Annotated in this window: 30 protein-coding genes, 1 tRNA gene, 1 pseudogene and 1 riboswitch; of the genes and pseudogenes, 8 read left to right on the top strand and 24 right to left on the bottom strand. The window is 54.9% G+C overall.

All coding sequences use genetic code 11. The annotated features are described in order from the left end of the window. Window positions 1-112 precede the first annotated feature (112 nt). The 7 genes from ACQE3D_RS11660 to ACQE3D_RS11690 form a co-directional block, all read right to left on the bottom strand. The gene (locus tag ACQE3D_RS11660) at window positions 113-1762 is read right to left on the bottom strand and encodes a sialidase family protein (RefSeq protein ID WP_313727849.1); all 1650 of its coding nucleotides are present in this window, start codon (window positions 1760-1762) and stop codon (window positions 113-115) included. Then, window positions 1759-2613 (bottom strand): VPLPA-CTERM sorting domain-containing protein, encoded by an 855-nt coding sequence (locus ACQE3D_RS11665; protein ID WP_313727848.1) that lies wholly within the window; start codon window positions 2611-2613, stop codon window positions 1759-1761. Before ACQE3D_RS11665 ends, ACQE3D_RS11660 begins: the two co-directional genes overlap by 4 nt. Beyond that, window positions 2606-3442: a hypothetical protein gene (locus ACQE3D_RS11670; RefSeq protein WP_313727847.1), complete on the bottom strand. Its 837-nt coding sequence runs from the start codon at window positions 3440-3442 to the stop codon at window positions 2606-2608. The genes ACQE3D_RS11665 and ACQE3D_RS11670 overlap by 8 nt, the downstream gene beginning before the upstream one ends. An 85-nt stretch (window positions 3443-3527) precedes the next feature. Continuing rightward, window positions 3528-4298, bottom strand: coding sequence for a hypothetical protein (locus ACQE3D_RS11675; RefSeq protein WP_313727846.1), 771 nt, complete (start codon window positions 4296-4298; stop codon window positions 3528-3530). Window positions 4299-4407: 109 nt separating this feature from the next. Further along, a riboswitch (cyclic di-GMP riboswitch) is annotated at window positions 4408-4487 on the bottom strand. Between the two features lie 67 nt (window positions 4488-4554). Beyond that, on the bottom strand, window positions 4555-7017 hold the full coding sequence (locus tag ACQE3D_RS11680; RefSeq protein WP_313727845.1) for a TonB-dependent siderophore receptor: 2463 nt from the start codon (window positions 7015-7017) through the stop codon (window positions 4555-4557). A 231-nt stretch (window positions 7018-7248) separates the two neighbouring features. After that, complete coding sequence (locus ACQE3D_RS11685; RefSeq protein WP_313727844.1) at window positions 7249-8262, bottom strand: FecR family protein; 1014 nt, start codon at window positions 8260-8262, stop codon at window positions 7249-7251. 42 nt (window positions 8263-8304) lie between these two features. Next, the gene (locus ACQE3D_RS11690; RefSeq protein WP_281023288.1) at window positions 8305-8823 is read right to left on the bottom strand and encodes a sigma-70 family RNA polymerase sigma factor; all 519 of its coding nucleotides are present in this window, start codon (window positions 8821-8823) and stop codon (window positions 8305-8307) included. A gap of 292 nt (window positions 8824-9115) precedes the next feature. Between ACQE3D_RS11690 and ACQE3D_RS11695 the strand changes: the two genes are divergently transcribed. Then, complete coding sequence (locus ACQE3D_RS11695) at window positions 9116-9529, top strand: hypothetical protein (protein ID WP_071156858.1); 414 nt, start codon at window positions 9116-9118, stop codon at window positions 9527-9529. Window positions 9530-9578: 49 nt separating this feature from the next. Here ACQE3D_RS11695 and hypB read toward each other — a convergent pair whose 3' ends face one another. The 6 genes from hypB to ACQE3D_RS11725 form a co-directional block, all read right to left on the bottom strand. Continuing rightward, window positions 9579-10451 (bottom strand): hydrogenase nickel incorporation protein HypB, encoded by an 873-nt coding sequence (gene hypB / locus ACQE3D_RS11700; protein WP_313727843.1) that lies wholly within the window; start codon window positions 10449-10451, stop codon window positions 9579-9581. Continuing rightward, window positions 10451-10792: a hydrogenase maturation nickel metallochaperone HypA gene (gene hypA / locus ACQE3D_RS11705; protein WP_071156854.1), complete on the bottom strand. Its 342-nt coding sequence runs from the start codon at window positions 10790-10792 to the stop codon at window positions 10451-10453. Before hypA ends, hypB begins: the two co-directional genes overlap by 1 nt. Before the next feature lie 145 nt (window positions 10793-10937). Beyond that, complete coding sequence (locus ACQE3D_RS11710) at window positions 10938-12143, bottom strand: Ni,Fe-hydrogenase I large subunit (protein ID WP_313727842.1); 1206 nt, start codon at window positions 12141-12143, stop codon at window positions 10938-10940. After that, the gene (gene hybE, locus ACQE3D_RS11715; RefSeq protein WP_064027578.1) at window positions 12119-12586 is read right to left on the bottom strand and encodes a [NiFe]-hydrogenase assembly chaperone HybE; all 468 of its coding nucleotides are present in this window, start codon (window positions 12584-12586) and stop codon (window positions 12119-12121) included. Before hybE ends, ACQE3D_RS11710 begins: the two co-directional genes overlap by 25 nt. Beyond that, window positions 12587-12808: a rubredoxin gene (locus ACQE3D_RS11720; RefSeq protein ID WP_064027576.1), complete on the bottom strand. Its 222-nt coding sequence runs from the start codon at window positions 12806-12808 to the stop codon at window positions 12587-12589. Beyond that, entirely contained in the window at window positions 12805-13467 is a 663-nt protein-coding gene (locus tag ACQE3D_RS11725; RefSeq protein ID WP_254786722.1) for a hydrogenase expression/formation protein, read from the bottom strand. Before ACQE3D_RS11725 ends, ACQE3D_RS11720 begins: the two co-directional genes overlap by 4 nt. 456 nt (window positions 13468-13923) lie before the next feature. On the opposite strand from ACQE3D_RS11725, the gene ACQE3D_RS11730 reads away from it, so the two are divergent. The 3 genes from ACQE3D_RS11730 to ACQE3D_RS11740 all read left to right on the top strand — a co-directional run bounded on the left by ACQE3D_RS11730 (window position 13924) and on the right by ACQE3D_RS11740 (window position 15131). Further along, window positions 13924-14000 (top strand) — tRNA-Met (locus tag ACQE3D_RS11730). Window positions 14001-14330: 330 nt separating this feature from the next. Beyond that, window positions 14331-14618 (top strand): hypothetical protein, encoded by a 288-nt coding sequence (locus ACQE3D_RS11735; RefSeq protein ID WP_071156846.1) that lies wholly within the window; start codon window positions 14331-14333, stop codon window positions 14616-14618. Window positions 14619-14810: 192 nt separating this feature from the next. Then, window positions 14811-15131 (top strand): hypothetical protein, encoded by a 321-nt coding sequence (locus tag ACQE3D_RS11740; RefSeq protein ID WP_313727841.1) that lies wholly within the window; start codon window positions 14811-14813, stop codon window positions 15129-15131. A 247-nt stretch (window positions 15132-15378) separates the two neighbouring features. Here the strand turns inward: ACQE3D_RS11740 and ACQE3D_RS11745 are convergent, their stop codons facing one another. The 11 genes from ACQE3D_RS11745 to ACQE3D_RS11795 all read right to left on the bottom strand — a co-directional run bounded on the left by ACQE3D_RS11745 (window position 15379) and on the right by ACQE3D_RS11795 (window position 22673). Next, on the bottom strand, window positions 15379-15636 hold the full coding sequence (locus ACQE3D_RS11745) for a type II toxin-antitoxin system RelE family toxin (protein ID WP_313727840.1): 258 nt from the start codon (window positions 15634-15636) through the stop codon (window positions 15379-15381). After that, window positions 15626-15823, bottom strand: a complete 198-nt coding sequence (locus ACQE3D_RS11750; RefSeq protein ID WP_313727839.1) for a hypothetical protein — start codon at window positions 15821-15823, stop codon at window positions 15626-15628. Before ACQE3D_RS11750 ends, ACQE3D_RS11745 begins: the two co-directional genes overlap by 11 nt. Continuing rightward, the gene (locus tag ACQE3D_RS11755) at window positions 15820-16182 is read right to left on the bottom strand and encodes a hypothetical protein (protein ID WP_313727838.1); all 363 of its coding nucleotides are present in this window, start codon (window positions 16180-16182) and stop codon (window positions 15820-15822) included. The genes ACQE3D_RS11750 and ACQE3D_RS11755 overlap by 4 nt, the downstream gene beginning before the upstream one ends. Before the next feature lie 298 nt (window positions 16183-16480). Continuing rightward, window positions 16481-17878 carry a zonular occludens toxin domain-containing protein gene (locus ACQE3D_RS11760; RefSeq protein WP_313727837.1) on the bottom strand — a complete coding sequence of 466 codons (1398 nt, stop codon included), beginning with the start codon at window positions 17876-17878 and terminating at the stop codon, window positions 16481-16483. Between the two features lie 130 nt (window positions 17879-18008). Further along, window positions 18009-18347, bottom strand: a complete 339-nt coding sequence (locus tag ACQE3D_RS11765) for a DUF5455 family protein (RefSeq protein ID WP_313727836.1) — start codon at window positions 18345-18347, stop codon at window positions 18009-18011. Further along, a complete protein-coding gene (locus tag ACQE3D_RS11770; RefSeq protein WP_313727835.1) occupies window positions 18347-19831 on the bottom strand; it encodes a hypothetical protein in 1485 nt (494 codons plus the stop codon). The genes ACQE3D_RS11765 and ACQE3D_RS11770 overlap by 1 nt, the downstream gene beginning before the upstream one ends. 57 nt (window positions 19832-19888) lie before the next feature. Continuing rightward, complete coding sequence (locus ACQE3D_RS11775; protein ID WP_313727834.1) at window positions 19889-20104, bottom strand: major coat protein; 216 nt, start codon at window positions 20102-20104, stop codon at window positions 19889-19891. 447 nt (window positions 20105-20551) lie between these two features. Beyond that, on the bottom strand, window positions 20552-20857 hold the full coding sequence (locus ACQE3D_RS11780; RefSeq protein ID WP_313727833.1) for a hypothetical protein: 306 nt from the start codon (window positions 20855-20857) through the stop codon (window positions 20552-20554). Window positions 20858-20914: 57 nt separating this feature from the next. Continuing rightward, window positions 20915-21952, bottom strand: coding sequence for a phage/plasmid replication protein, II/X family (locus ACQE3D_RS11785; RefSeq protein ID WP_313727832.1), 1038 nt, complete (start codon window positions 21950-21952; stop codon window positions 20915-20917). After that, a complete protein-coding gene (locus tag ACQE3D_RS11790; RefSeq protein ID WP_313727831.1) occupies window positions 21946-22389 on the bottom strand; it encodes a hypothetical protein in 444 nt (147 codons plus the stop codon). Before ACQE3D_RS11790 ends, ACQE3D_RS11785 begins: the two co-directional genes overlap by 7 nt. Window positions 22390-22391: 2 nt before the next feature. Then, the gene (locus ACQE3D_RS11795) at window positions 22392-22673 is read right to left on the bottom strand and encodes a hypothetical protein (protein ID WP_313727830.1); all 282 of its coding nucleotides are present in this window, start codon (window positions 22671-22673) and stop codon (window positions 22392-22394) included. 109 nt (window positions 22674-22782) lie between these two features. Here ACQE3D_RS11795 and ACQE3D_RS11800 point away from each other — a divergent pair, with 109 nt between their 5' ends. From ACQE3D_RS11800 to tnpC, 4 genes and pseudogenes are all read left to right on the top strand, one after another. Further along, window positions 22783-23370, top strand: a complete 588-nt coding sequence (locus tag ACQE3D_RS11800; RefSeq protein ID WP_313727829.1) for a hypothetical protein — start codon at window positions 22783-22785, stop codon at window positions 23368-23370. 249 nt (window positions 23371-23619) lie between these two features. Continuing rightward, window positions 23620-24027 carry a transposase gene (locus ACQE3D_RS11805; protein ID WP_231883784.1) on the top strand — a complete coding sequence of 136 codons (408 nt, stop codon included), beginning with the start codon at window positions 23620-23622 and terminating at the stop codon, window positions 24025-24027. Then, window positions 24003-24353 carry an IS66 family insertion sequence element accessory protein TnpB gene (gene tnpB / locus ACQE3D_RS11810; protein ID WP_313727828.1) on the top strand — a complete coding sequence of 117 codons (351 nt, stop codon included), beginning with the start codon at window positions 24003-24005 and terminating at the stop codon, window positions 24351-24353. The genes ACQE3D_RS11805 and tnpB overlap by 25 nt, the downstream gene beginning before the upstream one ends. 31 nt (window positions 24354-24384) lie before the next feature. Beyond that, a pseudogene (gene tnpC / locus ACQE3D_RS11815) lies at window positions 24385-25943 on the top strand (IS66 family transposase). Window positions 25944-26119 lie beyond the last annotated feature (176 nt).

Raw genomic sequence — 26119 nt, forward strand, 5'->3', positions numbered from 1 at the left:
TATGTCAGAAATATGTCAACGCTTGGCGCGGCGGAAGCGCGCCGATTTGGATAGACTTGCTACTCGAGCGCGTTTTTCGCGCGCTCGAGTAGCGTGATCGCTTAGGTTTAATTTATTGAATGGCGCATTGCGTTCTGGTGCAGAGCAGGGCCTGGCGGCGGGCGTCCAGCAGGTTGATCACGCCGTTCCGGTCCAGATCGGCTGGGTCTTCGCTACCGCGCGCCGGTCGGTTACGTAACGCGAGCAGGGCGTTCAGATCTTGCTTGTCCACATCCTTGTCGGCGTCCAGGTCACCGGGTACGACCATGTTCTCGCAGCTGTCGGGCAGATGGTTGGCGTTGGTGTCGCCGGTTAGACGCAACTTGATGTCGCTGACATCGGAGACGCCGTTATCGTTACAGTCCGGATACACATTTAAATAATAGACGTCCTGTTCGCCGTTATAGGTCGCCGAATACGCCACGTGAGCACCCAATGCGTCCGAAACCAAGTGAGTGTAATCACCCAGTTTTTGCGCTCCCAGCGGATAGGCGATGTGGGTGTTGAACACCGGCGTCACCGGCCGATTCTTGCTCCAGGTCAGGCCGCCGTCCCAGGAGTAGGAATAATACAAGCGCGACAGCGCCGGCCGCAGATTGTCGCGGGTGTCGTACCAGACCGCGTCTATCCGGCCGTTCGGCGCCACGCCTTGCATTGCGAACCACTGGTAGGCGTCCTTGTGCGGTGTGTCGTCGTTGATTTTCACCGGCGCGGACCAAGTCAGACCACCGTCACTACTGCGAATGAATTTGACATCCTGGTTATCGGCGCCGGCCGGATCGACCGAAGACATCAAATAAATATTGCCGCGTAATGGCCCGTCGGACTGATCGACATTCACTTGGAGATCTCCCGGCGGACCGTATTGATTGGGATTGTTCTGAAACTGGAACATGACCGGCGAGCCGCCCATATCGACGGGTTGAGTCGTGAAACTCGGCAACGCGTCGGGATCGCGGGCGTTCAGCGAGGTCGCCAACAGATACTTGCCGAATATCAATTTGGCGCCGACCAATTCGCCATCCTCGCTACGGCCGCTGACATAGGTTTGACCCGCGGGGCCCACCGCGATCGTGCCGAACGCCGGACTCTCCGGAATCGCGACCGGCGCCTCGAAGCTAACGCCCCCATTGCTGGAACGCGTAAAACGGCGGTCGTCCAGACCCTCGCGCCAGACCAGATAGACGTGGCCGTCGCTGGAGGTGCCGCTACGATCGATGCCGATCCGGCCCTTATCGGCGCCTTCGCCGTAAGCGTGGACCGGTACGCCCCAACTGATGCCGCCGTCCGTGGACTTAAGGACCTGAACGTCTTGAGCGTAGCTGCCGGTTGCATCGTAGTGGAGGTTTTGATAGTAGAAATCGCCGGCCGAATCAACGTCCACCATGATATTGGTGCGCTGTTCGCCCGGCGTGACAACGCCGGGGAAATGCCAGGATAGCCCACCGTCGTCGCTGTAAGCCCAACCACCTTGGCGGTTACCGGACGCTACCGTCGCAAACTGCTTCCAGCCGGCGACCAATCGTTTGGGGTTATTGGGGTCTTGGGCGATGGTCGGCTCGTGCGCGGCGTCGCCGGTAACATTGCGGCCGACTGCATCGACGTTCATTTGCACACTAACGAACTGTTGGTAAGTCACGGCGTTTGCATTTGCCAGCGGCGCTTGCGCGCCCAGCAGCAGCATGCACGCGGCCGTGATCGGATCGAGACGGCCGCCGGTCATCGTTTGACTCCACGCCGGCGGATGCCGGTCAAGCCAATCAATCCCGTGCCGAACAACCAAACCGCCGCCGGCACCGGCACGGCGGCCACTTGACCGCAACCGGCGAAACTGCCGACACCCAAACAAAAGTCACCGACATCGGCTTGGCGGGCACCGCCTAAAAAATCGGCATTCTCCGGGCTCATCAACAAGTCGCCGCTCAATTGCCAGTTATTGGCGTCGGCGATTATCAGACTCAAATTCGCCAAATCGAACAACACCATGCTAAAGCTGATGTTGTTTTGCAGGTACCAGCCGCCCGGTGTGCCGGCCTGTCCCAAGTCGTCCCAAGCGGCTTGCCGGTTGGCGACGCTGTAACGCAAGCTGAAGTCGCCAGTCACCAGCGAACCGTTGTAGTTGCCGCGAAACAATTCCACGCCGGTCATGCCCAGACTACCGGTTCCGGTCAGAGTTTCGCTATCGATGGCGAAATTGGGCGTCGTCGCTTTTACGTAGCGATTTTGGGCCTGACCACTCGGATTGACGGCGCTGACCGGCGTGATGTCGTGAACCAGATTCACCGCCGGAATTTCGGTTCTGCTGGTATTGCCGAGATAGAAGTAGGAATCGCTGAACTGGGTGTAGTCGGATTGCGTCGTGTCGAAGTAAGCGACCAGAAACTCACCGGGCGCGCTGGAGCTGCCGCCCACCAGCACCGCCAAGGCCTCTCGGTCGTATTGGGTCGTAAACGTGCCGCCCAAATCGGCGTGCAGCGCGGTTGCGTTGGCCAGGGCCGGCATGCCGGCGCTCAACGCGGCTATCGCCGCCGCGCTATACCAGCGCGCTACTGACTGCTCGATGCGCTTAAACATGGCTAGCCTCCGAACCGAATATGGTCATTCGGCGGCCCTTGCCACCCAGAACCGCCAAGCCAGTGCCGAACAGCCAAATGGCACCGGGCAGCGGAACCGCGCTGACTTGACCGCATCCGGCAAAGCTGCCCGCGCCTAAGCAAAAGTCGCCGACATCGGCCAGCGCGCTGCCCCTCAGCATGCTGGCATTTTCCGGCGACATCGCCAGATCGCCGCTAAATTGCCAGTTATCGGCATCGATCCAGCTAATACTTAGGTTGCTGAAGTCGTAAACCGCCATCGTGAAATAAATATTGTTGTCCAGATACCAACCGCTGCCACCATGGTTTTGGCGAGCGGCATCGAAACGTACCGCGAAATCACCGTTGACCAAGCCGGCGCCGTTGGGTGGGTAGTTTGGCGCGAAGAAGCCTTGGACGCCCGCCAAACCGACTTGACCGGCGGTGCCGCCGGCCAGGTTTTCGGTATCGATGTGAAAGTCCGCCGACGTGGCTTGTTGAAAGCGTTGCGCGGCTTGACCGGCAATATCGCCGCCGATCGCGGTAATCGTGAAGGATTGGTTCAGCGCCGGAATTTCGGCGGTAGCGACTTGGCCGACCAGGGCGCCGCCACTATTGGCGGGATCGGTCGGGTCGGCCGCCACCGCGTCCCAATATGTGCTGAGGTAATAGCCACCGGCGTAAGGTGCCAGCGCGACAGCGTCCAGATTCATTGTAAACGTGCCGGAGTTCGGCGCGTTTAGAACCAAGGCCATCGCATTCGGCGACAGCGCCAACGCGGCAACCAAGGGTAGCCCGAGGCGGATTCGGTAAAAAGGCAAAATAGGCATCGCGATTCCTGTAAAAAACGTTGAGCAAGCGCCGCGCCGGCACAATCTGTCGCGGCGCTCTGATCGAACCAGCAAAAAGGTTGGCTTAATCCGCAAGGTTCTTACGGCGCGTCGCACCGACCAAGCCAATCAGACCACTACCGAACAACCAGACGGCGGTTGGCACGGGTACCGCCGCCGGAAGGTTCATCGAAAGGCTGCCGACGACTGCGTCGGTGGCGGAAATCCCCAGGAACGATCCCCAGGTCAGGCCGAATGGGCTGGGATACTTATTGCTGCCGCTTCCAAAAATCAGGTCGCCACTCAAGGTCAGTTCGCCGCCGGCGTTCACGGTTTCGCTGGTATTGGTCAGTTGCAAAAACGTGGTGCCCGAGAAAAATTGGTCGTAAGTCACCAGATTCCACACGCCGCCGATTTTTTGCAGACGAAAATCGTAAGGTGTCAATGAGCCGCTACTGGTGCCGGGTACCGACATGCGCATGCCGCCGCTGAGACCGATTTGGCCGCTGGCGGTGTTACCGACCTCCATCGTGGTCGCTTGCAGCGTGCGGTTGACGGCGGCGTAACTGGTCGTGGTGAAATTGGTGTTGATCGGTAGCGTCATGTCGATGGCCGATGCAACGCCGCCGACGGTATCGGCGGTAATGGCGATCTGGTTGTAGCTGGCATCAAAGAAGCTATCGATCCGCCAACCACCGGTGACGGCGGCTAACGCCGCGTTGTCGATTGAAATGCCGACGCTGCCGGTAACGAGCGCGGCTTCAGCGCTGGCAGGCGCGAGAAATCCGCCCAACATCGCGATGGAAAGAGCACCGGCGGTGGCTAGTTGCAATCGGTAACTGTGTTTTTGTGTCATGGCATGTCCTTAAAGGGTCGAAATAATGAAAATGTCTGGCCGCAAGGCGCACGTTTCCCGTAACGCCGGACCGAGTTTTCGGTCCGGCGCTGGAAGCGAACATGGCAGTACGGGCAACCCGGCGGTCTTTTGGTCCAAAGATCCGTGGTTTTCCGGCTCCGTCTCGCGGCGGATGTGGCGTTTTTGCCGCCGGTCCCGGCGGCTTCACTCTAGTTCCTTAAGTGATCCGTCCTTTAGCTCCGTGTGTTCAGGCGACCTAATAGCGGTACGCGATGTTGAAATACAGTTCGGTATCCGCGCCGGGTGCGACCCGGCCGTCGAAATAATCGAAAGGTCGATAATAATGTTCGCCGCTAAGGTTTTTGACGGTGGCCGCCAATTTCCATGCCGACGTTTCGTACCCCAGACTGGCGTCCACACAGTGGTAGCCGGAGGTCTTGAAGCGGTTGTCCTTGGATAAATAGGCGCCCGCGCTTAAATTCACGCCAACCCCGATTCGCCAACCGGGTAGCAAGGACGCCGGCAGTTGGTAATTCAACCACAGCCGCCCGGCCTGGTCGGGCACCTGAGGCAAACGGTTACCGGCCGGAACGCCGGCTTTATCGTCCTGGTAGCGCGCCAACGTGTACGCATAATTGCCAAGCAAATCCAGCCCTTCCGATAACCGCCAATTCAAGTCCGCTTCCGTGCCCTCGGCGCTTTGACCGCCGGAGGCGGTCGAGCGTAGCAAGGCGTCGCTCCCATCCGGCACCGCCACCCGTTCGCGGTCGATTCGGTACACGGCAAGTTGGCCGCGCCAAGTACCGTCGATATCGAATTTCAAACCGGTCTCAACGTGGCGCGCCAATTCCGGCAACGGCGTATCGGCAAACTCGACGAAGGGCTGGCCGCGCATACCTTCGCTGTAACCGGCAAACCAGGTCCAGGCTGAACCGATGTCGACGGCGACGCCCAACCGGGGCAACCATTTCTCGGCGTCGGTGCTGGTCGAGCGGCCGCTCGCGGTGTTTCGAAAATCGATGGACACCTTCCCTCTACGCAAGCCGGCCAGCAAATGTAGCCGATTGTAAAAACTGCCCTGCCATTGCAGATAGCCGCCGTAGGTCAGATTACCGATAAACTGGTTTGGCTGCGCCGGTTCGGGGACGGCATACCTTAACCCGAAGTTGGGTTGGGCAAGATCCACCAAACCGGTATTCGCCAAATCGGCGCCGACGAAGCCAATATCGTCGAGTTCGCCGCGGTCGGCACCGATGACCAAGGTGTGCTCGCTGTTTTCCGAGGCGAACTTTCCGGTCAGATAGCCGAGCACGCTGAACTCGCGTTGGCGTTGATACAGCTCGGCGTTAACCAGCCCCCATGCCGACGCTCCCAATGCGCTCAGCGGCCGATCGGCTATAAAGCCATCGTCGCCGAATAGCGTTTGCACCCGCTGATCGAAACTGGCTCGAGACACCCGGCTTTTCAGCGTGATCGTCCAGTGCTTATCCCAACGATGCTCGAACTCGCCCCAAATCGCTTGGCTGTCCGAACGGCTTTGGGGCGCATCGGCCGGGCCGATAAAGCTGTCCGGTGGGAGCCGAAACCGGCCGGCTAAGGTGCCGGTGGCCGGCAAGCCTTGATACTCGGTTTGCCGCCAATGCGACAATTTCCCGCGCAAGGTAAGCTTGTTACGATGGTTGTCGGTGAAGGTCAGGGCCGGATTCAAGTTGTAACGCTGGGTCTCGACCGCATCGACGCGGTTGCCGGCATCGGTAAATTCACCGGTCATCCGCAGCCAAACCCGGCTATGCAAAGGCTGATTGATATCGAAATTCGGTTGAAAGTAGTCGTGAGATCCCGTTCGGAAGCCGAATTCGCCGAAAGCCTCGGGCCGAGCTTGCTTGGAAATCAAATTCACGACACCGCCGACCGGGGCGCCCGAGCCGCCGGCGTAGAGCAGGGCGTTGCTGCCCTTGAGCACTTCCAGGCTGGCAACGTTAATCGTGCTTTCCCGGTCGCCGGGATTGTAATACTGGGTAAAGCCGTCCAGCAGTTGCTCGGAGGGAAAGCCGCGAATGAGCGTCCCTTCCAGGACCGGCGAATACAAGGGATTGCGCGCCACCACGCCGCTGACGTTGCTTAAGGCCTCGCTGACCGTGACGGCTTGCTGGTCGTCCAGCAGGTCGCGGGTAACGCCGGCGACTGTTTGCGGAATCCGTCGCACCGGCGTGTCGGTCAATGTGGCGCTCTGCATTCGGTCGAGGGTATACGAGGCGACATCGTCGGCCGGTTCGGCAATCGGTTTGCCGATGACCGTGACTGGCGGCAACGCAACCGGAGCCCGTCGCGGGTTGGTGGGGCGCTCCCCGGTCTCGAGCGTGATCGTACGGGCGTCCAGAAAGCGGAATGTCAACCGGCTGTTTTGCAATAGGGTGCGTAGCCCTTGTTCCACGCTCATGCGTCCCTTCAGTGCGGGAGCGCTCAGGCCGCGCAAGTCGTCAACCGGAAATACCAATTCAAGGTTCGACTTGGCGGCGAACTCGATCAGCGCGTCGTTCAACGACTGAGCGGGTATGTTGTAGTCGAATCCGACCGGCTCGGCCAAAACCGGTATCCAAACCATCGCGCCGCTCAGTGAAGTGACCACGCACAGCAAAGCGACTTTGTCGACGCCTGTGGCCGGCGTGGCGACTTGGTCTGAGTGGTAGCTGCGGCTGGGTGCGGGTCGGTGTTTCAAACGTCTTCCTGTTTTGAAAATGACTGTCTTCAATAAGGAAGTCGTTCGAGCGAGAAAATCGACTACGAAAAAAACAAAAAAATATCCGAGAGCAACACAAGCGCCAAGATGAACAGGATTTCGCCGACTCACTATTCGAAACATTGCAGTCATGGCTTAAGTGCAAGCGGGAACGTAATCGTGGTGATCGGGCGTGGGGCGCGCCCAGCGGCAAGCGGGAGAGTAAGCGGATTAATGATGTAAAACCGTCCAAAACGGTCCTAGCCGAGACGATTTTAAATTCAAGGCCAAGGTTAGCGTTTTCAGCGCGCTATCCGGATCGTCCAAGGCAAACACGCCGCTGACGCGTTGCCTGGCCAATTCGGTATCGCTAAGAAAAATCCTGCCGTAACGATAACGTTCCAATTCGGCAACCAATTCCGCTAAGGGCTTGTCGTTGATGATTAGGCGACGCTGCCGCCACGCGCCGGATTGATCCAGCCGCACAGGGGCGGGTGCCGCCAAGGGCCGGCCTTCTCGCAGTTCGACGGCCTGACCGGCCGCGACTTCGAGTTTGGTCTCGCGGCCGGCGCTGACCGCGACGGCGTGTTCCTTGACTTCGATTCGGGTCAAGCCGGCGTCGGTTTTATAGACGTCGAATATCGTTCCCAGGGCGCGCACGGTCACATCGGCGGCCGCTACTTCGAACGGTCGCGTGCTGTCCGGAGCCACGCTGAAACTGGCCTGACCGTGATGCAATACAATACGGCGCAGCCCGGCATCGAACTGGACCGAAATCGCGCTGTCGGTATTCAACATCAGCCGGCTACCGTCGCTTAGGCGGATATCGCGCAATTCGCCGGTTTGGGTACGATAGTCGCTAAGCAGCGCGTCCAGCCAGTGGGCCTGACGCGGCAGAATCAACTGCGTTGCCAGTAACCAGGCCGCGGCGATGGCCGCGACGCCTTGTAACCGGCGCCAACGGTGTTTGCGAGGTTTGGGAGCGACCGAGCGCATCAAAGGACGTGTACTCGAAATTGGGGCGGCACTGCTCGGTCGTGGCTGTTCACGTCCCGCTAGAACCATATCGTGGAAAAGCGCTTCCGCTAGGTTATACGCGTCGGCGTGAGCGGGGTCGCTGGCTAACCAAATCGCGAAGTCTTCCAGATCGGCGTCGGTCAATTGGTCGTCGCGCAATCTGACCAGCCAATTCAAGGCTTGTTGTTTAGGCGAAGTATCGGGAAGCGCGTCGGAGGAATCGGACATGCTGAGATTAGGATAGGCGGAGAGTAGTTGTGGTGCGGCCGGTCAATCGGCCAAACGGTTCGCGCAGTGATGCATCGCTTGTGCCAACAGTTTGTTCACCAAGGACTTGGAGATATCCAAGCGCTCGGCGATTTGCGAATAGGTGAGGCCTTCGACACCATGCAGCAGAAAGACCGTTCGACATTGTAACGGCAGCTCGACTAATGCGCTATGAAGCGCTTGCAGACGCTCGCGCCCGATCAGAACACGTTCGGTACTGGAGGCGGGACAAGCGACGGTTTCGGCGATTGTATCGAACGCCTCCTCGGCGGTGTGACGGTCACGCACCATCATTTTACGCTGATAATCGACCGCCAGATTCATGGCGATTCTAAATGCCATGGCCCGCGTATTCTCCGGTGCTTGCTGCTCGACGACTCGCCGCAAGCCAAGATAGGTATCGTGAGTCAATTCGGCCGCGATGTCCGGACACTTGATCCGACCAGTCAAAAATCGCAGCAGTTCCGCGGCTAGCGAGTCGCTCCAATACGCATTGCTATCGGTTAAGTTTCTTACAGTCATGGATTTTAAGTAGCGGCGGCATTGGCTCTCGCCAATCCCGGTATCGGTGGCGGGGCATCACCGTCCAGCAAAAATGGGGCCGCTTAATTTAAAAGCCGCAAGATGCGGCCGTTTGCCGTTGTTGTGGAGCCGACAGACTTGCAAAAAACAAGGCAAATCACGGAACCAGGATCTGTCACATAACACAGATTAATTAACGGTAAAAAGTGCGGTGCGTATTCTGCCGCATAGCCAATCCGGTAGCGTTGAAATTGGCCTATACTTTGCCATTTTAAAGCTCAGGAGATCGCTAATGAAAAGCGTGTATTTTGTTCTTATTCCGACCTTAGTAATTGTGTTGCCGAACTTAGCGGTCGCCGAACTGTACAAGTGTAGCGAGAACGGTAAGATCACCTATCAAGCCAAACCTTGTCGGAACAAGTCCGCCGAAAAACAAGTGGATATTGAAATCAGCAACCCCGAGCGTAACGCCAAAGCGTTGGAAAGGCTGAAAGAAGTAGAAGCCGATTACCAAGCTAAAAAGGAACAAGAAGCCTTGCGGGAAAAAGCCCAACACGAGGCCGCGCTTAGGGCCGCCGAAGTGAAGGCACTGGAGCGCAACGCCAACGCCCAGGTCGATCAATCGGAAGCAATGCGCAAACAGGTCAAGGAACTTGACAGCGCCGAGAACGTGCGCGGCTCCATCGTCGGCGAAAAACTGCGCTGAATTCTTCCCGGCCGGACAGCCGCGCGGTTTGACCAGAGAGGCGGCGGGTTTACGCGTATTCGATATGTTGCAAGGTCAATTCGGCCTGTAGCCATTTCAACCAACCGTCCATGCCTTCGCCGGTTTTCGCGGAAACGGCCAACACTTTGATTTTCGGATTAACTTGCTTGGCGTAGCGTATGCACTGCTCGCTGTCGAAATCCAGGTAGGGCAGTAGGTCGATCTTGTTCAATAGCATTAAGTCGGCCGCGTAAAACATATCAGGGTACTTAATCGGCTTATCCTCGCCCTCGGTCACCGACAAAATTACCACCTTGTGAGCTTCGCCGAGGTCGAAGGCCGCCGGGCAAACCAGATTCCCGACATTTTCGATGAACAACAGACTGTGCCGCTCGAGTTGCAAGTGCTCGAATGCGTGGCCGACTCGGTGAGCGTCGAGATGGCAACCTTTACCGGTGTTGATTTGTAGAGCCTTGACACCGGTGGCGCGTATCCGTTCGGCGTCTCGCGCGGTTTGCTGGTCGCCCTCGATGACCGCGATAGCGAATTGGCTTTTCAGGCGTTCTATCGTTTCGGTCAACAGCGTGGTTTTGCCTGAACCGGGGCTGGATACCAAATTCAACGCCAAGATGCCGCGCTCAGCCAAATAGTTGCGGTTTTCCGCGGCGTAGCGGTTGTTGCCCGCCAGAATATCCTGTTCGATCTGTACCATCCGCGCCGGCGTTAAGCCGCTGGCGTGCGCGTGCTCCGGACTCTCCGCGGGATGATGCAAGTGATGATGGTCGTGGTCGTGGTCGTGGTCGTGGTCGTGGTCGTGGTTGTGATCGTCTCCGTGACCGTGGCCGTATGTATGAGAATGCTCGTGATGATCGTGGTCATGCGAGTGATTTAGGCCCTCGCCGCAGCCGCAGACGCCGCACATTATTCTACCTCCAGTTCTTTGATGCGCATTTGATGACCGTCGGTCACCTGTAATTGATGACTGCCGCAAAAAGGGCATTCGTCGTAAAGTTGCTGAACTTCGACGGTTCGGCCGCAGGGCAGACACCAAGCCATTCCGGGTACCGTCACTATTTCCAACCCGGCACCTTCCGCTAAAGAGCCTCGGACTACCAAGTCGAAACTAAATCGCAAGGCTTCGATTTCTACCCCGGCCAGCGCGCCAATTTCCAGCCAAACGGCTTTCACCTTGCGGTACTGTTGAATGGACGCTTGCTGTTCAAGGGTTTGCAAAATGCTCTCGCAAAGCGACATTTCATGCATGTGTTAATCCGTTGAAATCTCGAACAACTAAAAATAAAGGATTCCGAAACCCGACCATGATTCATTCATACGACAGGACAAGGCTTCGACCGGAGAACTTCTGCAACAGCCGATCAAACGGGGCATACGGCATACGGCATACGGCTTAACGAGCGTCGGTATCGTAATCCCATTCCAATCGATATTCCACGCACGGATCGATGGCTGCTATCCAAAGTGAGGCTTGCCGTTTAAGCATCCCACTATCGCCGTGCAAACGATACAATCCTTGGGCGACGACGCCGTCCGGATGAAAATTCCATTCGGTCGGCGCCACGATCCGGTAATCGTATACCCGGCCTTGGCGCAGATCCAATCGATGCAGCAACAATCCACGCGCGGCAACTACTTGGCTCAAGGCCAAGCCATCGGCCACCGGGAAAGGCGGTGGAATGATGCTGGTATCGCCCAAATGTTGAGTCAATGCCAACATTCGAATCGGCAATTCCGCCAGCTCGCGCAATCTGGCTGCGATTCGTACTAGCAAACCATTGCCGTAATGTTGAGATAAGCCGGCAATCGCCGGGCTGGCGGATTGCCGGTTCAGCACCGTGGTTTCCCAGCAACGGGCTTGCCACCGTGGCGCTCGGCAAAATTCCGATGGAGCCTCACCGATCTCCGTCGCCAGCTTGGCCGCAGGCAAGGGCGGTAGAAGTTCGACTGAATTTCGCCCCAAATCCGCCCATCCAAAATCGACGATCTCGCGCATTAGCCGAGCGGCGGGGGCCTGACAGTACCGCCACCAGTCTTTCCAGTCCTCGAAGTCGGCGATTTGCAAAACAGTTGCCAAACTGCCGGCGAATACGGCCTTATCCAGCGTGTATCGCAGATCATCGAGTAGTTCGATGACGTCTCCACTTGCGATGGCCGTGCTGCTTAAACTAAAGGCGTCGCCGTCCTTGAACAGTATGCGCTTCAGTTGGTCGTCGCTCCGCAACAGGGTTGCCATCGCTGCCTTCTCGGCTTTTTCGGCCAAGACCTCTGGCCAATCCAGCAAAATTCGCCAAGCCAGTTCCCGCATGCATTCGGCGAGAACCAATATTTGGCGGGCCGATTCGCTGGCTATGGTCTCTGGGTGATCCAAAACGGCCCGACAAACTTGTCGGGCCGCATAAGCCTGAGCATTGCCGCACACCGAAAACAACACTGGTAGCGTATGCAACAACTCCCGCGCCGACAGGCCGTGTAGAATCTGAGTTGCCGCAATCGGGCGGCTGGATGCTAAGCGAACGCCGCTTATGCTCTCGCCAGTAACGGTTAAATGAATATCGATGCGGCCGGCGGGTGTCACGACGCCGCGTTCTCCGACCATGCGCCACGCAACCAGTCGCGCCGACTCAGAGACGGCGGCTTCGGGCCGGCAAGCAAGGCTAGCAATGCCGATTCGGCGGTTGCTTGCGCGGCGGCTTGATCGGCAAATTCGAACATTGGGGAAAACAACGAGCATAACGCATAAGGGCCAACGCCGTCGGCATGGCTGACCAAAAAGCGGTAATTGCCGTAGGGGAACCGGCGTTCGAACGCAGCGCCCGGTACGTAATCCCAGTCGTCACAACTGATCGGCAGCATTGTCAAATTCATGCTCCACGGCGTGATTAATATACCGAGCCACTCGTTGCCGTAACGTTGCAATGCCGAGGTTTGCACGCTTAATAGCGGATTTATAATCGGTAATTCCCGCATTCGGCTTGCTAGTATATTCTCGAACGTTGCAGTCAGCGCGCAACGGATCGATTCTCCGTCTGGGGTAAGCATTTATTCGGCCAGTAATAGAAACCCTTGCTTAGGACTGTCGCATTGAGGGCAGGTCCAATGTGCCGGCAAATCGGCAAAGGCCGTGCCGGGAGGCGTTTGCGACTCCGGATCGCCGTCGGCAGGATCGTAAACGTGCCAGCAGATTTTGCATTCCAGTCGGGCGTCGGCGGGCAGGGTGCCGCAATCGCCGCCGTAGGCTCCACCGAAAAATGAGGCGTTCACGAATATGCTCCGACGATTTCCCGCAAGCGTTGACTGCTATCGGCAATATCTTCGGCTGAGGCTTGGGCCACGCTAGGAATGTCGCAAATTTCCAAGGTATTGAGTATCAGAGTATCTTGCGAATTGTAGTATTGCACCCACCAGACGTAAGTCGTAGCAGTAGCGGTTATTCGACAATTGCCGTAGCCGCGCGACAGTATCGTCACTTTACCGCGGCCGAGACTTTGGTCAAGAAAGACCAGGTCCTGTTCGGTTTGCGGTAGCAAACTCAGGTTGATTACATGCGCGTCATGGCCGGATTGGTAGCTCGCGATGTGAGCGTTGAGTTCGGCGATCAACGGCGGCGCGTTCATGACGCCTTCCGGCAAAGCGGCCATGTTTACATCGAGCGATGGAGCCGCGCCGGCGAAAGCCGTTTCCGCCACCGATGGTGGGAATGCGCCAACTTCGAGACTATCCTTGACCAGTCCGCCAAGTGAGTCGCGATGCTGTAAGCGCCAAACGCCGGCCAATATCGATTCCTGCACCCGGCCGTTGGCGCCTCCGTCAATCAACACCGCGACCTCGCCCTCACCAAGCAGTTCGTCAATGAATTGGCGATTTTCGTCATCCAAGCTCAGTAAATCGATGGTATTTCCGGCAGCCGGAAAGTTGTCCAAGTTCGCTTGAAGTTGTATGGAGAGTTGTCGCGCCGCTGAGAGAGCTGGCGAATTGAGGCTGGTTGAAATCCGCGGCATTGCATACGTCAGCATCTCATTCGGCATGGACAAATAGTCGAATTCAGCGCCGTCCGGTTCTGACGGTTGACTGCCGCGACCGAAAATAGGGAGAGTGTCTGTGGTCATGGATAAATAGGAATAGGACGGACGAAGCCAGTCGTTTAGTTTTTGAATACACGCGAGAGACGATTATTCCCGCAGTAGCGCTAAGGTTGTCAGCTAACTTTGCCATAATAGCTGCCGAAGTCAAACTGTTTTTGCCAACCCAGTGACGTCTTTTCCACCGGAATTGGCGACTTAACGAGGGCAGCGCGAAACTGGCTCGACCACAAATGTCATTCATCTGACAAAAGACTTGTCATGTCTGTAAATACCTGTATAATTGCTCAAATCAATCGCGGGGTGGAGCAGCTTGGTAGCTCGTCGGGCTCATAACCCGAAGGTCGTAGGTTCAAATCCTGCCCCCGCTACCAGACAGATTAAAGGCCTAGGTTTAACGACTTAGGCTTTTTTTTTGCACGAATTATTGCGTCATCATTGCCTTCAAAAGCAGGATAACGGCTAATAAACCATCGGAAAAACCGCTGATTTAAAAAATTACTGGACACTACAACGAATTCCGTTTCCGTGTTTTTTACTGATCGCCTCGGTTTAAATGAGTTATGAATGCGCTATATTTGAAGACTGGCCGAAGGAGGAGCATTAGACCATCTGGTCTTCGTCTGAATACAGATTAGCAGCATCAAAAAAACTCAACTGTACAACACTGACGGTTTTGTCATCACTCCGTTTTAGGAAATCCTATGTATTCGTCATCCGATGAAATTGGCATTATCACAGCCTACGTTGAGCAACTGGAAAAGGAGTCGATTCCATATGCTTTGACCATCAAAAAGCGGGTTTCTGCTGGCGACACATTAAATGAAATCGAGATTATGCATTTCGAGCAACTATTATCCGAGGCGCGAATGATGATGCCGATGTTAAAGCACCATTCAGAGTATCAAAAATTAATAGCAGAACTCGCCAGCCTATATCATGAAATCTCGGAAGAAGCCTTGCGAAACGAACTCAACAAGAAAAATAACTAATCGTTGTATTCCACAGATATGGGATGCGGAACTGAATAGTTATTATTTAACATAATATACATTATGCGAAGTCAAACGCCGTGCAAGCCGTCGGCTCAGTTTTTGCCTAGAGTGGCTTTTTAACCTGAGAGAGTCAAAAAGATGGCTAAACGGAAGTCTTCGTTTTATCACGTGCGCTGGAACCGCGTCGGCTTGAACGAGGAACGCGCGGCGGAGATCCTCGGCGTCAGCGTCGAGGAGGTTCGCCGGTTTGATTTGGAAGGCAACCCGCTCGCCGAGCGGGTTTTGCTTTTGTGGGATCGGAAGAACGTCGGCGTCGAAGGCTGGGACGGCTTCGTCTTTACCCGTGGCAAGCTGAAATACAAGTCCCATCTGTGGTCGGCCAAGTCGCTACTCTTGTGGCGAGACCAAGCCGATGAAATCAACAGGCTTCAGGCGGAACTAGTCCGCCTTCGCAGTTGGAAAGGCCTGGCCGGCGAAGCCGTCCAGAAAATCAAAAACCGCCAGCGGTGAAATTCTTCACCCGCGCTGCTAGCGCGGTGCTTCGCGCCGGTAAAGGTCTCCTATCTGTGTCGAAAGTTCGAGGCGGCGCTTCTGCCGGGAAACCTTCGGCCGGCGCGAAATCCCATCAGCCGGAACGTTGGAAGCCTGGCTTTGTAGTGCCCGGTTTGTTTTGTTAGGTGGCGTGGCGGGGTTGTTCGAGGCGTGTTCCCGTGCGGGCGTCCGGCTGGCTTCGCTGGCCGGACTGCATGAAACGGGGTTAGCGGTAGATGTCGCGGCGGTGGCCGACGGCGACAACCAGTATTTTTAGGTGGCGATCTTCAACGGTATAGACCAAGCGATAGTCGCCGATCCGAACGCGATAAAGATCATCAACGCCGTGAAGCTTTTTAAAGCCTGGCGGGCGGGGATTTTCGGACAATTCAAGGGCGGCGGCATAAAGACGCCGCTGTACGTCTTTCGGAAGTTTAGAGAAGGCTTTTTCGGCGCTGGGCTTAAAGACAACGCTATAGGTCATATTTCAAGCACAGGTCAGAAAGGCTGATTTCACCGGGTTCAAGCAAGGCTTGGCGAGCGGCGAGGATGTCAGCCTGATCTTCGAGGTATTCTCGTAACAGGTTATCTAAAAAGGCAAGCGGCGCTTGGCCGGCAGCGGTCGCGGCGTCGTTCAATAGCGTTTCAGTAACTGGCGGTAATTGAATCATAAAGCCCCCTGCTCTTTTTCCGTTACGTGTAACTTTTTATCAATGTAGTCGAAATACTGACGTTCACCGAGTTGGCCTCGTAATTGTTTGTCGGCGGCTTGAATCAATTGTTCAACCATCGCTTGCGGCGTCAAGCCGTGATAACTAGCCAGGCATTCAAGTTCAGAAAAACGCCGATAGTCTAACCACCAATGACATGATTTATGGCCGTTGTTATCAGAGCCACCGCTCCAGGCTTTACGGTTGCGAAAATCAGCCTGGCGTTCCGCGTTGGTCTTCGCCTTGCCGGTGGATGGTCGGCCGCGACGTTTAGCGGCGGGAAAAATGTCAACGGTAGTCAAGTCGGTTGAGTCTTTCATGGCGAACTCCGGTAGTGATGATTTATTGTTACATATAACGTTATTGGTGTCAAGCAATTTCGTTACAAATAACAATAATCTTAAAGGTCAGCCGGCGGGAAATTTGCTCACGAAAAAGCGCGGCCCTGCGGGGCAAAACCCCAAAAACCTTAGAACGCCCAAAAAACCACCCCCTCCAAAACCCCCATCACGCCCGGCCGGGGTTAAGGTCTAAAAAAACAAAACCCCAAAACACTCACGCGCTCAGATAGGAAAGGCACGGACAAAAAAAAGCCCGGCGAACCGGGCGAGAGTAAGGTTATTGGGTGGACGTCGGTAGTAGATTCCCCAGAGACGATATCACGGACAAATTCGGCGACTCCGGCGGCGGTTGCGGTTTAAACGGTTGCGAACTCAAGGCCGGCTTGATCTGTTCGTTGCCGGCTTGCGCCGGACGCGGCCAGGCGGTGACAGGATACACGCCGGCAGCGGTGACAATATCCACGCCATACGGGCGGACAGTCACAGCACAGCCAAAGGCTTTTAGCTCGCTGATCTTGAAGCGCTCGACCAGGTTCGAACCTTCATAGAACTCCACGAGGCCGGTAAACACGTCGGCCCCGGTGGCATCCTTCGCCGACAAAAACGCGGCCAGGCGGGGACGGTACGAATGAATCAGACGATCAAGGAACGCAGACGGGCCGGCATCTTTGTCATTGGCCATTGAAACTTTAGCGGTCGCCGGTGCGCTCGACGGTGCTTTGTCGCTGTCGTCAGCGTTACCGGCTGGCGAGATGGTCGGGTGCTGAGCCGCGGATTGCGGTTGTTCCGGCGATGTATCGCGTAACAAGTAACGCCAACCCAGGAAACCCAGCAACAGCGCCAGCAATAAATACGCCTTAACCTTGGAGTTGTCGGAATTGCGGTTTTTTGCCTTTGCCATAGCGGCCCCTTGAATCGATTCGTGAATGTCGTTGATTTGTGAATACAGCCGGTCGGTATACACCCGGCCGGAAAGGTAAGACGCCGGCAAATAAGAGAACGTCGCCCGCATATCGACCAGTTCTTTCCCCATGACCTCGGTTCCATCGGTAAAACGCTGGTTGGTATCGTAACCGTCGTAAAGGTCGTTACCGCGAAACCGCCAATAGTCCACACGGGCTTCGAGCGCGGCCAGGCCGTAATACACGTCGTATTGATGCCATTTCGGAAAGTATCCGGAAATGAAAAAGAACTCCAGAACAGCGCCCAGATACGGAATCTTCTTGCGATCGGAGCGAGACGCTTGCACGAGATAGTCACAACACGTGGTCTTCACTTGCTTATCGATCATGTTGTGATCCTGGCAAAGGAGAATCAAGTCCCAGTGATCTTTCCGGGACAACAGTAGCCAGTCGATCATCTCCGCCCTGCCCTTTTCTTTCCAACTCCGGGAATTCATCCAAAGTGCCAATTCGTCGAGCACGATCAAGCCGTTCTTGTCTTCACCTTTGTAGCCGCGATCATGAGCCGGCGGCAATAACGCCAGGTCTTCGAAGCGCGGTTTATCGGGCAAACGATAGACATGCGATTGATTGTCGGGCGGCAATAGGTTGTCTAAAAACAAATCCAGATTGGTAGCGACCGGACAACCGCGTAACAGATATTCGCGGGCTTTGGCAACAGCGCAAAGGCTTTTTCCTTCGCCTCGCACACCTTGAATAATCCAGCCTGGCATTAGAACGACCTCGGCACGATAAAAAACGACCAAAGAAAAACGGCCAAGGCGAACAACCAAAAAACAGGATCGGAAAGCACGTCAAAAAAGGTAGGCGCGGGAATCATAAACTTATCCGTAACACGTAACGTTAAGACATGACCGACTTGGCCTTAAATACCACCAGCTTTTCGTAACGTTGATAGCTCCAGCGAATCAACCGCGCAGTCAAAACCGCCATCAAGCACGGAATAGCGTTACCAGGCATTACCCAAGTCCAAACTTGAATCACGACATCCGGTATCGTTTGCTGTAACGATAAAGCCAAGCTTTTCATCGACAGAATATAAGCCGTCGCAATCGCCACCAGTAAAGCGGTCGCGGCAATAATCACCGGAAGCCGACGCGCGGCAAATAACGCGAGTTTCGAACCGACAGAAACCGCTAGCGAAACCAAAGCATTGAATATCGCAAGAAATAAAGCAGGCATTAAGTTTGACCTCTAAAAGTAATTTTCAAAATATCGAGCATGGCAAGTATCGAAAAAGCCCACGCCAATACTTCACGAAGTGGAAGCAGTTTTTCGCATGGGTTGAAATCAAAATCCCATTTCGACATCACTTGTTGATGAATCCCGGAACTCGAACACGCCGAAGAATTAGCAGACGGCAACATCCCAGGAAAGAAATCAACCGGCACCGGAATAGCGTCAGTAAACGGGTTGGGAAAATTCGCCAAACTCAAGGCGTTGGTAGCAACCGCCTGGTCAGCGGCAATCGCATCACCCAGCGCTGAATCGCCACTGTGACCGTCACCGGTAAACGTGCCGGACTTCCAATCGTTCAAGGAATCCAATAGAGCCTTGGTATTCGTGGCGGTATCGCCGGTATTTTTGTTGACGGTCGATAAATCCATCCCCTTACCCAGATCAGAAACGCCCTTGGCAATCGATTGCAACGCGGCGCTATCGGTTTGAGCAGAGCTACCGACTTGGCCACCGGTCGTGGTTTTGGTGACCGATCCGCCGGTCGTCGTAGTGGTTGTTTCAACCAGTGGAACGGAGCCAATCACGTTATCGGTCGTGGTTTTAGTCTTAGTTACAGAACCGTCGGGATTGGTAACGGTGGTTTCGGACGACGAAGAATCCGGGCGAAATTTCCAATAAGTCACGGTTCCACCAGAACTGGTGCCGTAGGTGCCATTGGCCTGAGTAGTGACGCATGTATATTGACCGTTAACAGTGCCGCAATTCTTAGGACTGGTCGGCGTCACGGGAACACCATTAATCTCGGTAGTATCAGGACGCACATGAACCGGAACACCGTTAATCTCAGCTGTACCAGGAACCGAAGGGCTAGCACAAACCTCGACCATCTTGCCGTCAGTACCAACACCATTGACGCAACCGTTTTTAGTTGATTTTGGGATAGCCACGTCGGCGGGGGAAACAACAGGAGCCGGCGGAGAAACAACATCCGTTACACCAAGAGAAGTCGCGTAAACATTGCAATAAGTAATAGTGCCTTGCTTGTAACAATCCGAATTAGGGCCTTGAGTAGCCGATACAAGAAAATCATATTTACATTGATTAAACACGGCATTTTGATTGGCGCCACCCTGAAAAATAACGGCGGCACCAGAACTAGTAGACGTTTGAACTTGAATACGACGCTGTTCACCTGCGGGCGGACAAACAATATTTTGAGAAACACAAGAATATGATTCATATGTCATACCAGAAGGACAAGTTACAACGCCCGTGGTTAGATTCACTGTCGCACCAGTGACAGCGGCATCTAGCCGCCAAAAACAGTAATCAGTATTAGGAGCGTAATAATATGACCTATTACTTAAGTTTAAATTAGTACCACCACAAGCAGAAGACGCCTGTGATTGATAAGAAAAATAATAGTTAGAAGAAAACGCGAATTGTGAAAAAGTTATTAAAAAAAACAACAATATTAATTTTTTCATAAATAGCGTTATAGGTAATAAATAAAAAAGCCGGGGTAATTAGCCCCGGCCAAGAAATTAAACGGCAGCGTTGGCTGACTTTTTGAACAGACGCAACACGATAAATGCGACAGTAATCGCAATCGCGGGCGGCCATGCCAAATCGATCAAATCCAAAACGTCTTCTTGCAACGTCGTAAAGGCGCCGGACGCGGCGGTCGGCAAAGCGGCGGCAGCGGAACCAGCGGCACCGATCAGAGCGGAACCAAAAGCAATTTTATTACGTGTTTTCATAATAGTTTCCTATCTTGTGATGAGTTTAACTAAGGCATGAAATGCCATTAGCAAGTAACCGGACGAAAAACCGATTCCAAACAGCCCGATTAAATAACCCGATAATTCAGCTATATCAGTCGAGGTCATATATCCAAGCCTTTCGCCAACAACACGCCAGCGATAAAGCCAGAAATAATACAACCCGCTTCCGACACGACAATAATCAGATCAAATAAATAAGCCGCCTGTAATTCGGTCATTCGTCCGCCTTCCCTTGTGAGAAGAAATTAACCAAGCGTTGAATTAAAGACGGTTTTTTAGGATAAACCATGAAAGGCGTATAGCTGACCCGTTCAATTACCATTTCAAACTCAAGCTTGGGTTTATATTCGAAATTGTTCATAAAAGCGTGAACGCTTGCGCCCGGCATCCCCTAAAGGGGACCCCTACCGGGCGGCAAGCTACCTATTGGGTTTTTTGTTTAACGCCGAGAACAATCAGCTTTGATTGTCGAGTTAAACCCGTTTCGACATCGATCGGAACGGGTAAACCCTTAAAGCTGGCAGTAAAGGTATTAAACAAAAGGTCGTAGACATTGTCGGCCACTTCAACTTCAACCGCATCCATACCGGCACCAGTTAAAACAGATGAAGCCGACGTGGAAGGCTGAAACGGCGTCAACACTTCGGCCATATTGATCGAGTAAGGATTACCGGATGCTTTGGCTTTACCGGAACGGTTAGCCACTTTGCTAAATATCATGACAGTCATTTTTAATTTCCTATTTTGATTCGCTGTATTTTAAAAGTGGTCGCGAATTACCACTATTTAGGCGTACTGCCTTAATTCAGTCCAAGATGAAATCATCTGGCATTCAATCACTTTTCGGCGGAGTGGGACGACGTTTCCCGTTGAAATGTCGGCATCGCCTAGGCCGGCTTTTCGTAAAACTTCCATATGACGGTAAAAAGTTGTTCTCGGATAATTTTCTTTAGCCGATTGCCAACCATTTTGTTTAATAAACAAAAAACACATATAAGCGGCTTTGCCTTTTCCTTCGGAATCGGCACTGGAAATTATTCTAGTTTTTAAGTCATCATCGTTAATCATGTCCGCTGCCCCTATCATGCGGTTAAAGTATTCGCGCCATTCTTTTGTGAGGTCTTGAGGTTTTAGCGCAGTCCAAGGTTGTCCAGTGCGTTCGCGTAACCATTGCGCACCTAAGCGCAATTCAAGCCGAAGCAAACGATTGGTTAATTCTTTTTCGGTCGGCGAATAGTGCCGGCCTGAATAATCGAGTTTTTTGGTCTGGTAATCGATATGAGGGCCTTTGGCATAGGCCTTGCCGGCGCGAAGACGGGATTTATGAGACCAGTAGACGGTATCACCGGCTTGTTGACTGACGCGGTAGCGGCCGCCTTCGCATTCGCGCAGGGTTCGAAGCGCCACGCGGACGGCGGCCAGGTCGTCTAGTAATAAGTTACCGGTAACGTCAATTCGGGTAACAGTCCAATGATCGGCATCGGTCGAGAGTTCGATACCGATCTGGGCGGACACAAACGAGCGCATCCGATGCAAGCAGCCCACCAGATCAAGCGCGGCGGCAGGGCCTTCGCCAAACACCGCATCACCGGAGCCGCAAACGCGGGCGGGACTACCTTGGAGCCAAACAGCGTCGGAACCCACGCGGAACGCAATTTGATGGGAATCGGACCGGATCGAGTCCCATGCTGACGACTCCCAGCGGGCTTCCCCGGTTTTGGGGCAATACCTTAAAACGCGGTCGGTCAATTGGCGGAGGTCTTGCCAATGTTCCACGGGGATTTTATCCAGCGGAAGGTAAGCGGTTATCCAGTCGATTAGCATGGTGTGCCACCGGTGGCACTAAGTGCCCCACTAACGCCGTTGCTATGCTGAAAAGACGTGAAATTCCCACCCGTGGGACTAAGTGCCCGTGTTACAAGAACGGGCACCGGGAAGCCACTGAGCGCCCTGTTAGAGTTTGCCTGTTTTAGCAACATTTCTTCGCGGGGGTTCGGTTGGTAAACGCCCTTCTCGATCCGCCAAAGAATCTCGGCCAATAATGTTTCACGGTGCCAATCAATCGATAAATCGTAACAAGTAACGGTATTAGGAACGGTCAGCGATTCGACGATATGTGGCGGATAAACATGCTGCGGCAAAATCTTTTCGGGAAGCGCGCGGCGCGTCCAAGCGGACGGCTGCAAACTGGCGGGCGGCTCTAAATGCGAACGGTCGGCGGTGATTAGCGACCGTTCATGGAATTTGTCGAACACGCGCATGACTAGAACGGCAGTTCGTTGAATTCGAGCTCGGTCATCAGCAGAGCACCGCGACCACCGCAAGTAACGCAAGGGACCAGTTCGCCGGAGTAGGCAAGCCTGGTAAAGCCTTGTTCAAGGCAAACATGACAACAAACGCGGCGGATGCCGCCCTGCTCTATCGATACGGCAACAGGGCGACCGCGAAGGGCCGAGTAGGGTAAACGTCGAAGCTTGCAAACCAGCTTGGGGATGCTTCGACGGAAAAAAGCGGTGTTGTGGGTACGGATATGGTGGATGTTCATAGCTTCGCCTCTATGTGATGTCAGTCAGTTAACTGACGTTTGACAGTTGCGAAACTTACATAGGCAAAACTAGGATGTCAAGCGACAAACTTACAAGCAGGAGGTAAATGTGAACTGCTACGAACTGCTAGAAGAAGTAAAAGAAGCTAAGAAGCTGAAATCTGACAACGAATTAGCGAATTTTCTCGGGATAACACGCCAATCAATAAACGGGATTAAAAAAGGTGGCGGTTTCAACGACGAAATAGCGATTAAAGTCGCCGAAATTACCAAAAGAGAACTTGCGGAAATATTGCTGATCCGGGAAATACAGAGCGAACAGAACGAAAAGATTAAAAGCGCCTGGAGCGCGCTAGCGCGGCGTTTAAATGTAGCCGCTGGGGTAGTACTGGCTATATCGTTGGCGTGGACTGGTGGCGATTTTTGGCGGGTTAAATTAGATAAAAACTTACAAGAATATACATTATGCGAAGTCTCGGTCTTAGGAGGCGGGCGGCCGCGAGGCCGCTGGTTCGGCTCGGGTTTCGCGGCCGCTCCCAGCATGCGCAACGCTGGCCGGCGCGTCGCGGTAAGGATCGAAACGGCCGTACTTCACGAACGCACGGCACTGGTCCGGGCTGACGAAGTACGGCGTGGCTTGTTGCGTGTAGCAACGACAGCCCTCGGGCTGGCGGCGATCGACGACGCAACCGGATAAGCGCGGGAACGTGACCGGCCTGGCAAGGTCGGCAAACGCCGGCGCGGACTCGGGCACGTTCGCAAGCTTGGGGTTGTGTAGTCAAACTTGGCCAGGTCGTCACCGTCACGATGACCTGGCTGATCGGAAAATGGCCATCCGACGCCTGACCATCGCTTCCGGTGTTTCGTAAGCGGTCCTTTAACAGCATCTGTATAAACAGCTCGAAAGGAACGAAGATAGTGTCCACTTATAATCAGGTGGACACCTATGAAGGAGCATAACACGCGATTATCGCGGCCATTAATCGTGGGGCACGGGCGAGACGGCCGTTGCCTTTATGATCCGGAAGCCAAGCGGGAGCTAGTGAAAGTTTGCTTGCATTCGGGCACATCGGTTGCCAAGATCGCTCTGCAATACGGTATCAATGCCAATCTGCTGCGCAAGTGGATGGGGCATTACCGAGAAACAGGACATCCGAATCCGAACAGTCCATTAACGTTGCCGGCTTTTGTGCCCGTTCAGTCGCTGAGCGCAGAGAAACCGGCTGAGTCAGCGCTCAGTGCGGAGTTGCCCAACGGCGTTAAACTCGCGTTACAGCCTGTCGCACTGAGCGACCTGCCGGTGATTTTGAAGGCGTTGGCCGAGCTGCCATGTTTCGTTTCGACGCAGGATTGAAGGTCTACCTGCACCGCGAGCCGGTCGACGGCCGCAAGGCCATCAATGGTTTAGCGCTGCTGGTTGAGCAGGCATTAGGCTTGAATCCGTTCGAGCCGGCCATCTACGTGTTCAGCAACCGCCGGCGGGATCGGATCAAACTGCTGTTGTGGGACCGCACCGGTTTTTGGTTGATGCTCAAGCGGCTGGAAGCCGACCGTTTTCACTGGCCGAAAGAGGCAGCAGTTGTGATGTTGACGGTCGAGCAACTCCACTGGTTGTTAGCCGGTATTGACTTGGCCGCGATGCGGCCGCATCCGGCACGAACCTATACCCAAGTGGGCTGAAACGCGGATGTAAAGCCGGTAAAATAACGGCATGACGCCCACCATCACGCTGTCCACCGAAGACTACCAAGCCTTGCTGGCCGAGCAGCAACGGCTGGCGAGTCAACTGCGGTTGGTGACGGTCGAGCGGGATTTATTGAAAGAACGTGTGGATGCCTTTCTGCATAGGCTGTATGCCGCAAAATCCGAGGCGCGGGCCAATCCGGCCCAGCGCGACCTGTTCCTGAACGAAGCCGAAGTGTTGGCGCCGAACGGTGCTCCAATCGCCGAGGAAGCCACGCCCGAAGCGGTCGAGGTGGCCGGTCACCGCCGTAAGAAACGCGGTCGCAAACCGCTCGATCCGCATCTGCCGCGTGAGATCGTGCGCCATGAATTAGCGGAAGCCGAACGCATCTGTGCGCATGACGGTACTCGTCTGGTGGAAATCGGCGCTGAAATCAGCGAGCAGCTCGACATCGTGCCGCAACAGGTGCGAGTCATTCAACATCACCGCGTCAAATATGCCTGCCCGTGCTGCGATGAAAGCATTCGCGTGACGCCGGCACCGGTTCGCATCATCCCCAAAGGCTTACTCACCGAAACGGCATTAGCCTGGGTCGTCACCGCCAAATACCAGGATAGCCTGCCGCTGTATCGGCAAGCCGCGCTGTTGAGCCGTTTCGGCGGCGATCTGTCGCGCAACACGCTGGCGGCTAGCATGGTGCGGGTTGGCGACGCAGTGCAACCCATCATCAACTTGCTGCGCGACCATCTGCTCGATGCCGATCTGATCCTGGGCGATGAAACCGTGGTTCAAGTGCTCAAAGAATCCGGCCGAGCCGCGCAAAGCAAAAGCTATCTGTGGGCACAAATGACCGGCTCCGGACCGCCGATTCGGCTGTTCAGCTACACGCCGGGGCGCGGCGGAACGCATGCGCAGCCGTTGTATGAAGGCATCAAACCCGGCGCGGTACTGATGAGCGACGGCTATGAGGTGTATAACGCCATTGCAGCCAGCCGGGGTGCGATTCACCTCGGCTGTTGGGCGCATGCGCGGCGTTATTTTGTCGAGGCCGAAGCCGCCATTCCTAAAGCCGCGCGCGGCCCGGAGCAACTGGCGACGCAGTTTATCGCGGCGATGGGTGAACTGTACGCGATTGAAACTCAGACGGAAGACCTGAGCGTCGAACAGCGTGGGCAGCGGCGCCAGGAGCAAAGCCGACCGGTTTTGGTCAAAATCGAAGCCCTGCTGCTACAACATCTGCATGCGGTAATCCCCGGTAGTTTGCTGGGCAAGGCTTTGCATTACTTGTCATCGCAGTGGTCCAAACTGATCCGCTTCGTCGACAACGGCGCTTGGCCCATCGACAACAACCTCTGCGAAAACGCCATACGCCCCTTCGTGGTGGGCCGCCGCATTGGTTGTTTTGCGATACGGTGGCCGGCGCCCGTGCCAGCGCTAATCTTTACTCGTTGATCGAAACCTGCAAGGCCAATAGCGTCGACCCTTACACCTATCTGGTCGATCTGTTCCGAAAGCTTCCCACCGCAAAAACTGTCGAAGAGTTCGAAGCGCTGTTGCCTTGGAATCTCGACGCCCTAACGGACTAATCGTACGCCAACGGTTAAGTCATTGTCCGTTTCAGTTCTAGTGCGTCCTTCAAAGATCGCTTACGGTGTTTCGTACACGTTCTGCACCTCGTTAAAGAACAACACGGCCTCGTCAGGCGCTCACTCATGCCAGGTTTTCGCAAAAGGTAAATATCCCCCGGCAAAGCGGGGGGCTT

It is taken from the genome of Methylomonas sp. MS20, assembly GCF_050275925.1.
Lineage (GTDB): Bacteria > Pseudomonadota > Gammaproteobacteria > Methylococcales > Methylomonadaceae > Methylomonas > Methylomonas koyamae_A.

Coding starts and splice junctions, on each gene's coding strand:
- ACQE3D_RS11660 (WP_313727849.1), bottom strand. CDS start 1,762: ATGACCGGCGGCCGTCTCGATCCGATCACGGCCGCGTGCATGCTGCTG.
- ACQE3D_RS11665 (WP_313727848.1), bottom strand. CDS start 2,613: ATGTTTAAGCGCATCGAGCAGTCAGTAGCGCGCTGGTATAGCGCGGCG.
- ACQE3D_RS11670 (WP_313727847.1), bottom strand. CDS start 3,442: ATGCCTATTTTGCCTTTTTACCGAATCCGCCTCGGGCTACCCTTGGTT.
- ACQE3D_RS11675 (WP_313727846.1), bottom strand. CDS start 4,298: ATGACACAAAAACACAGTTACCGATTGCAACTAGCCACCGCCGGTGCT.
- ACQE3D_RS11685 (WP_313727844.1), bottom strand. CDS start 8,262: ATGTCCGATTCCTCCGACGCGCTTCCCGATACTTCGCCTAAACAACAA.
- ACQE3D_RS11690 (WP_281023288.1), bottom strand. CDS start 8,823: ATGACTGTAAGAAACTTAACCGATAGCAATGCGTATTGGAGCGACTCG.
- ACQE3D_RS11695 (WP_071156858.1), top strand. CDS start 9,116: ATGAAAAGCGTGTATTTTGTTCTTATTCCGACCTTAGTAATTGTGTTG.
- hypB (WP_313727843.1), bottom strand. CDS start 10,451: ATGTGCGGCGTCTGCGGCTGCGGCGAGGGCCTAAATCACTCGCATGAC.
- hypA (WP_071156854.1), bottom strand. CDS start 10,792: ATGCATGAAATGTCGCTTTGCGAGAGCATTTTGCAAACCCTTGAACAG.
- ACQE3D_RS11710 (WP_313727842.1), bottom strand. CDS start 12,143: ATGGTCGGAGAACGCGGCGTCGTGACACCCGCCGGCCGCATCGATATT.
- hybE (WP_064027578.1), bottom strand. CDS start 12,586: ATGCTTACCCCAGACGGAGAATCGATCCGTTGCGCGCTGACTGCAACG.
- ACQE3D_RS11735 (WP_071156846.1), top strand. CDS start 14,331: ATGTATTCGTCATCCGATGAAATTGGCATTATCACAGCCTACGTTGAG.
- ACQE3D_RS11745 (WP_313727840.1), bottom strand. CDS start 15,636: ATGACCTATAGCGTTGTCTTTAAGCCCAGCGCCGAAAAAGCCTTCTCT.
- ACQE3D_RS11750 (WP_313727839.1), bottom strand. CDS start 15,823: ATGATTCAATTACCGCCAGTTACTGAAACGCTATTGAACGACGCCGCG.
- ACQE3D_RS11755 (WP_313727838.1), bottom strand. CDS start 16,182: ATGAAAGACTCAACCGACTTGACTACCGTTGACATTTTTCCCGCCGCT.
- ACQE3D_RS11760 (WP_313727837.1), bottom strand. CDS start 17,878: ATGCCAGGCTGGATTATTCAAGGTGTGCGAGGCGAAGGAAAAAGCCTT.
- ACQE3D_RS11765 (WP_313727836.1), bottom strand. CDS start 18,347: ATGCCTGCTTTATTTCTTGCGATATTCAATGCTTTGGTTTCGCTAGCG.
- ACQE3D_RS11770 (WP_313727835.1), bottom strand. CDS start 19,831: ATGAAAAAATTAATATTGTTGTTTTTTTTAATAACTTTTTCACAATTC.
- ACQE3D_RS11775 (WP_313727834.1), bottom strand. CDS start 20,104: ATGAAAACACGTAATAAAATTGCTTTTGGTTCCGCTCTGATCGGTGCC.
- ACQE3D_RS11780 (WP_313727833.1), bottom strand. CDS start 20,857: ATGACTGTCATGATATTTAGCAAAGTGGCTAACCGTTCCGGTAAAGCC.
- ACQE3D_RS11785 (WP_313727832.1), bottom strand. CDS start 21,952: ATGCTAATCGACTGGATAACCGCTTACCTTCCGCTGGATAAAATCCCC.
- ACQE3D_RS11790 (WP_313727831.1), bottom strand. CDS start 22,389: ATGCGCGTGTTCGACAAATTCCATGAACGGTCGCTAATCACCGCCGAC.
- ACQE3D_RS11795 (WP_313727830.1), bottom strand. CDS start 22,673: ATGAACATCCACCATATCCGTACCCACAACACCGCTTTTTTCCGTCGA.
- ACQE3D_RS11805 (WP_231883784.1), top strand. CDS start 23,620: ATGAAGGAGCATAACACGCGATTATCGCGGCCATTAATCGTGGGGCAC.
- tnpB (WP_313727828.1), top strand. CDS start 24,003: ATGTTTCGTTTCGACGCAGGATTGAAGGTCTACCTGCACCGCGAGCCG.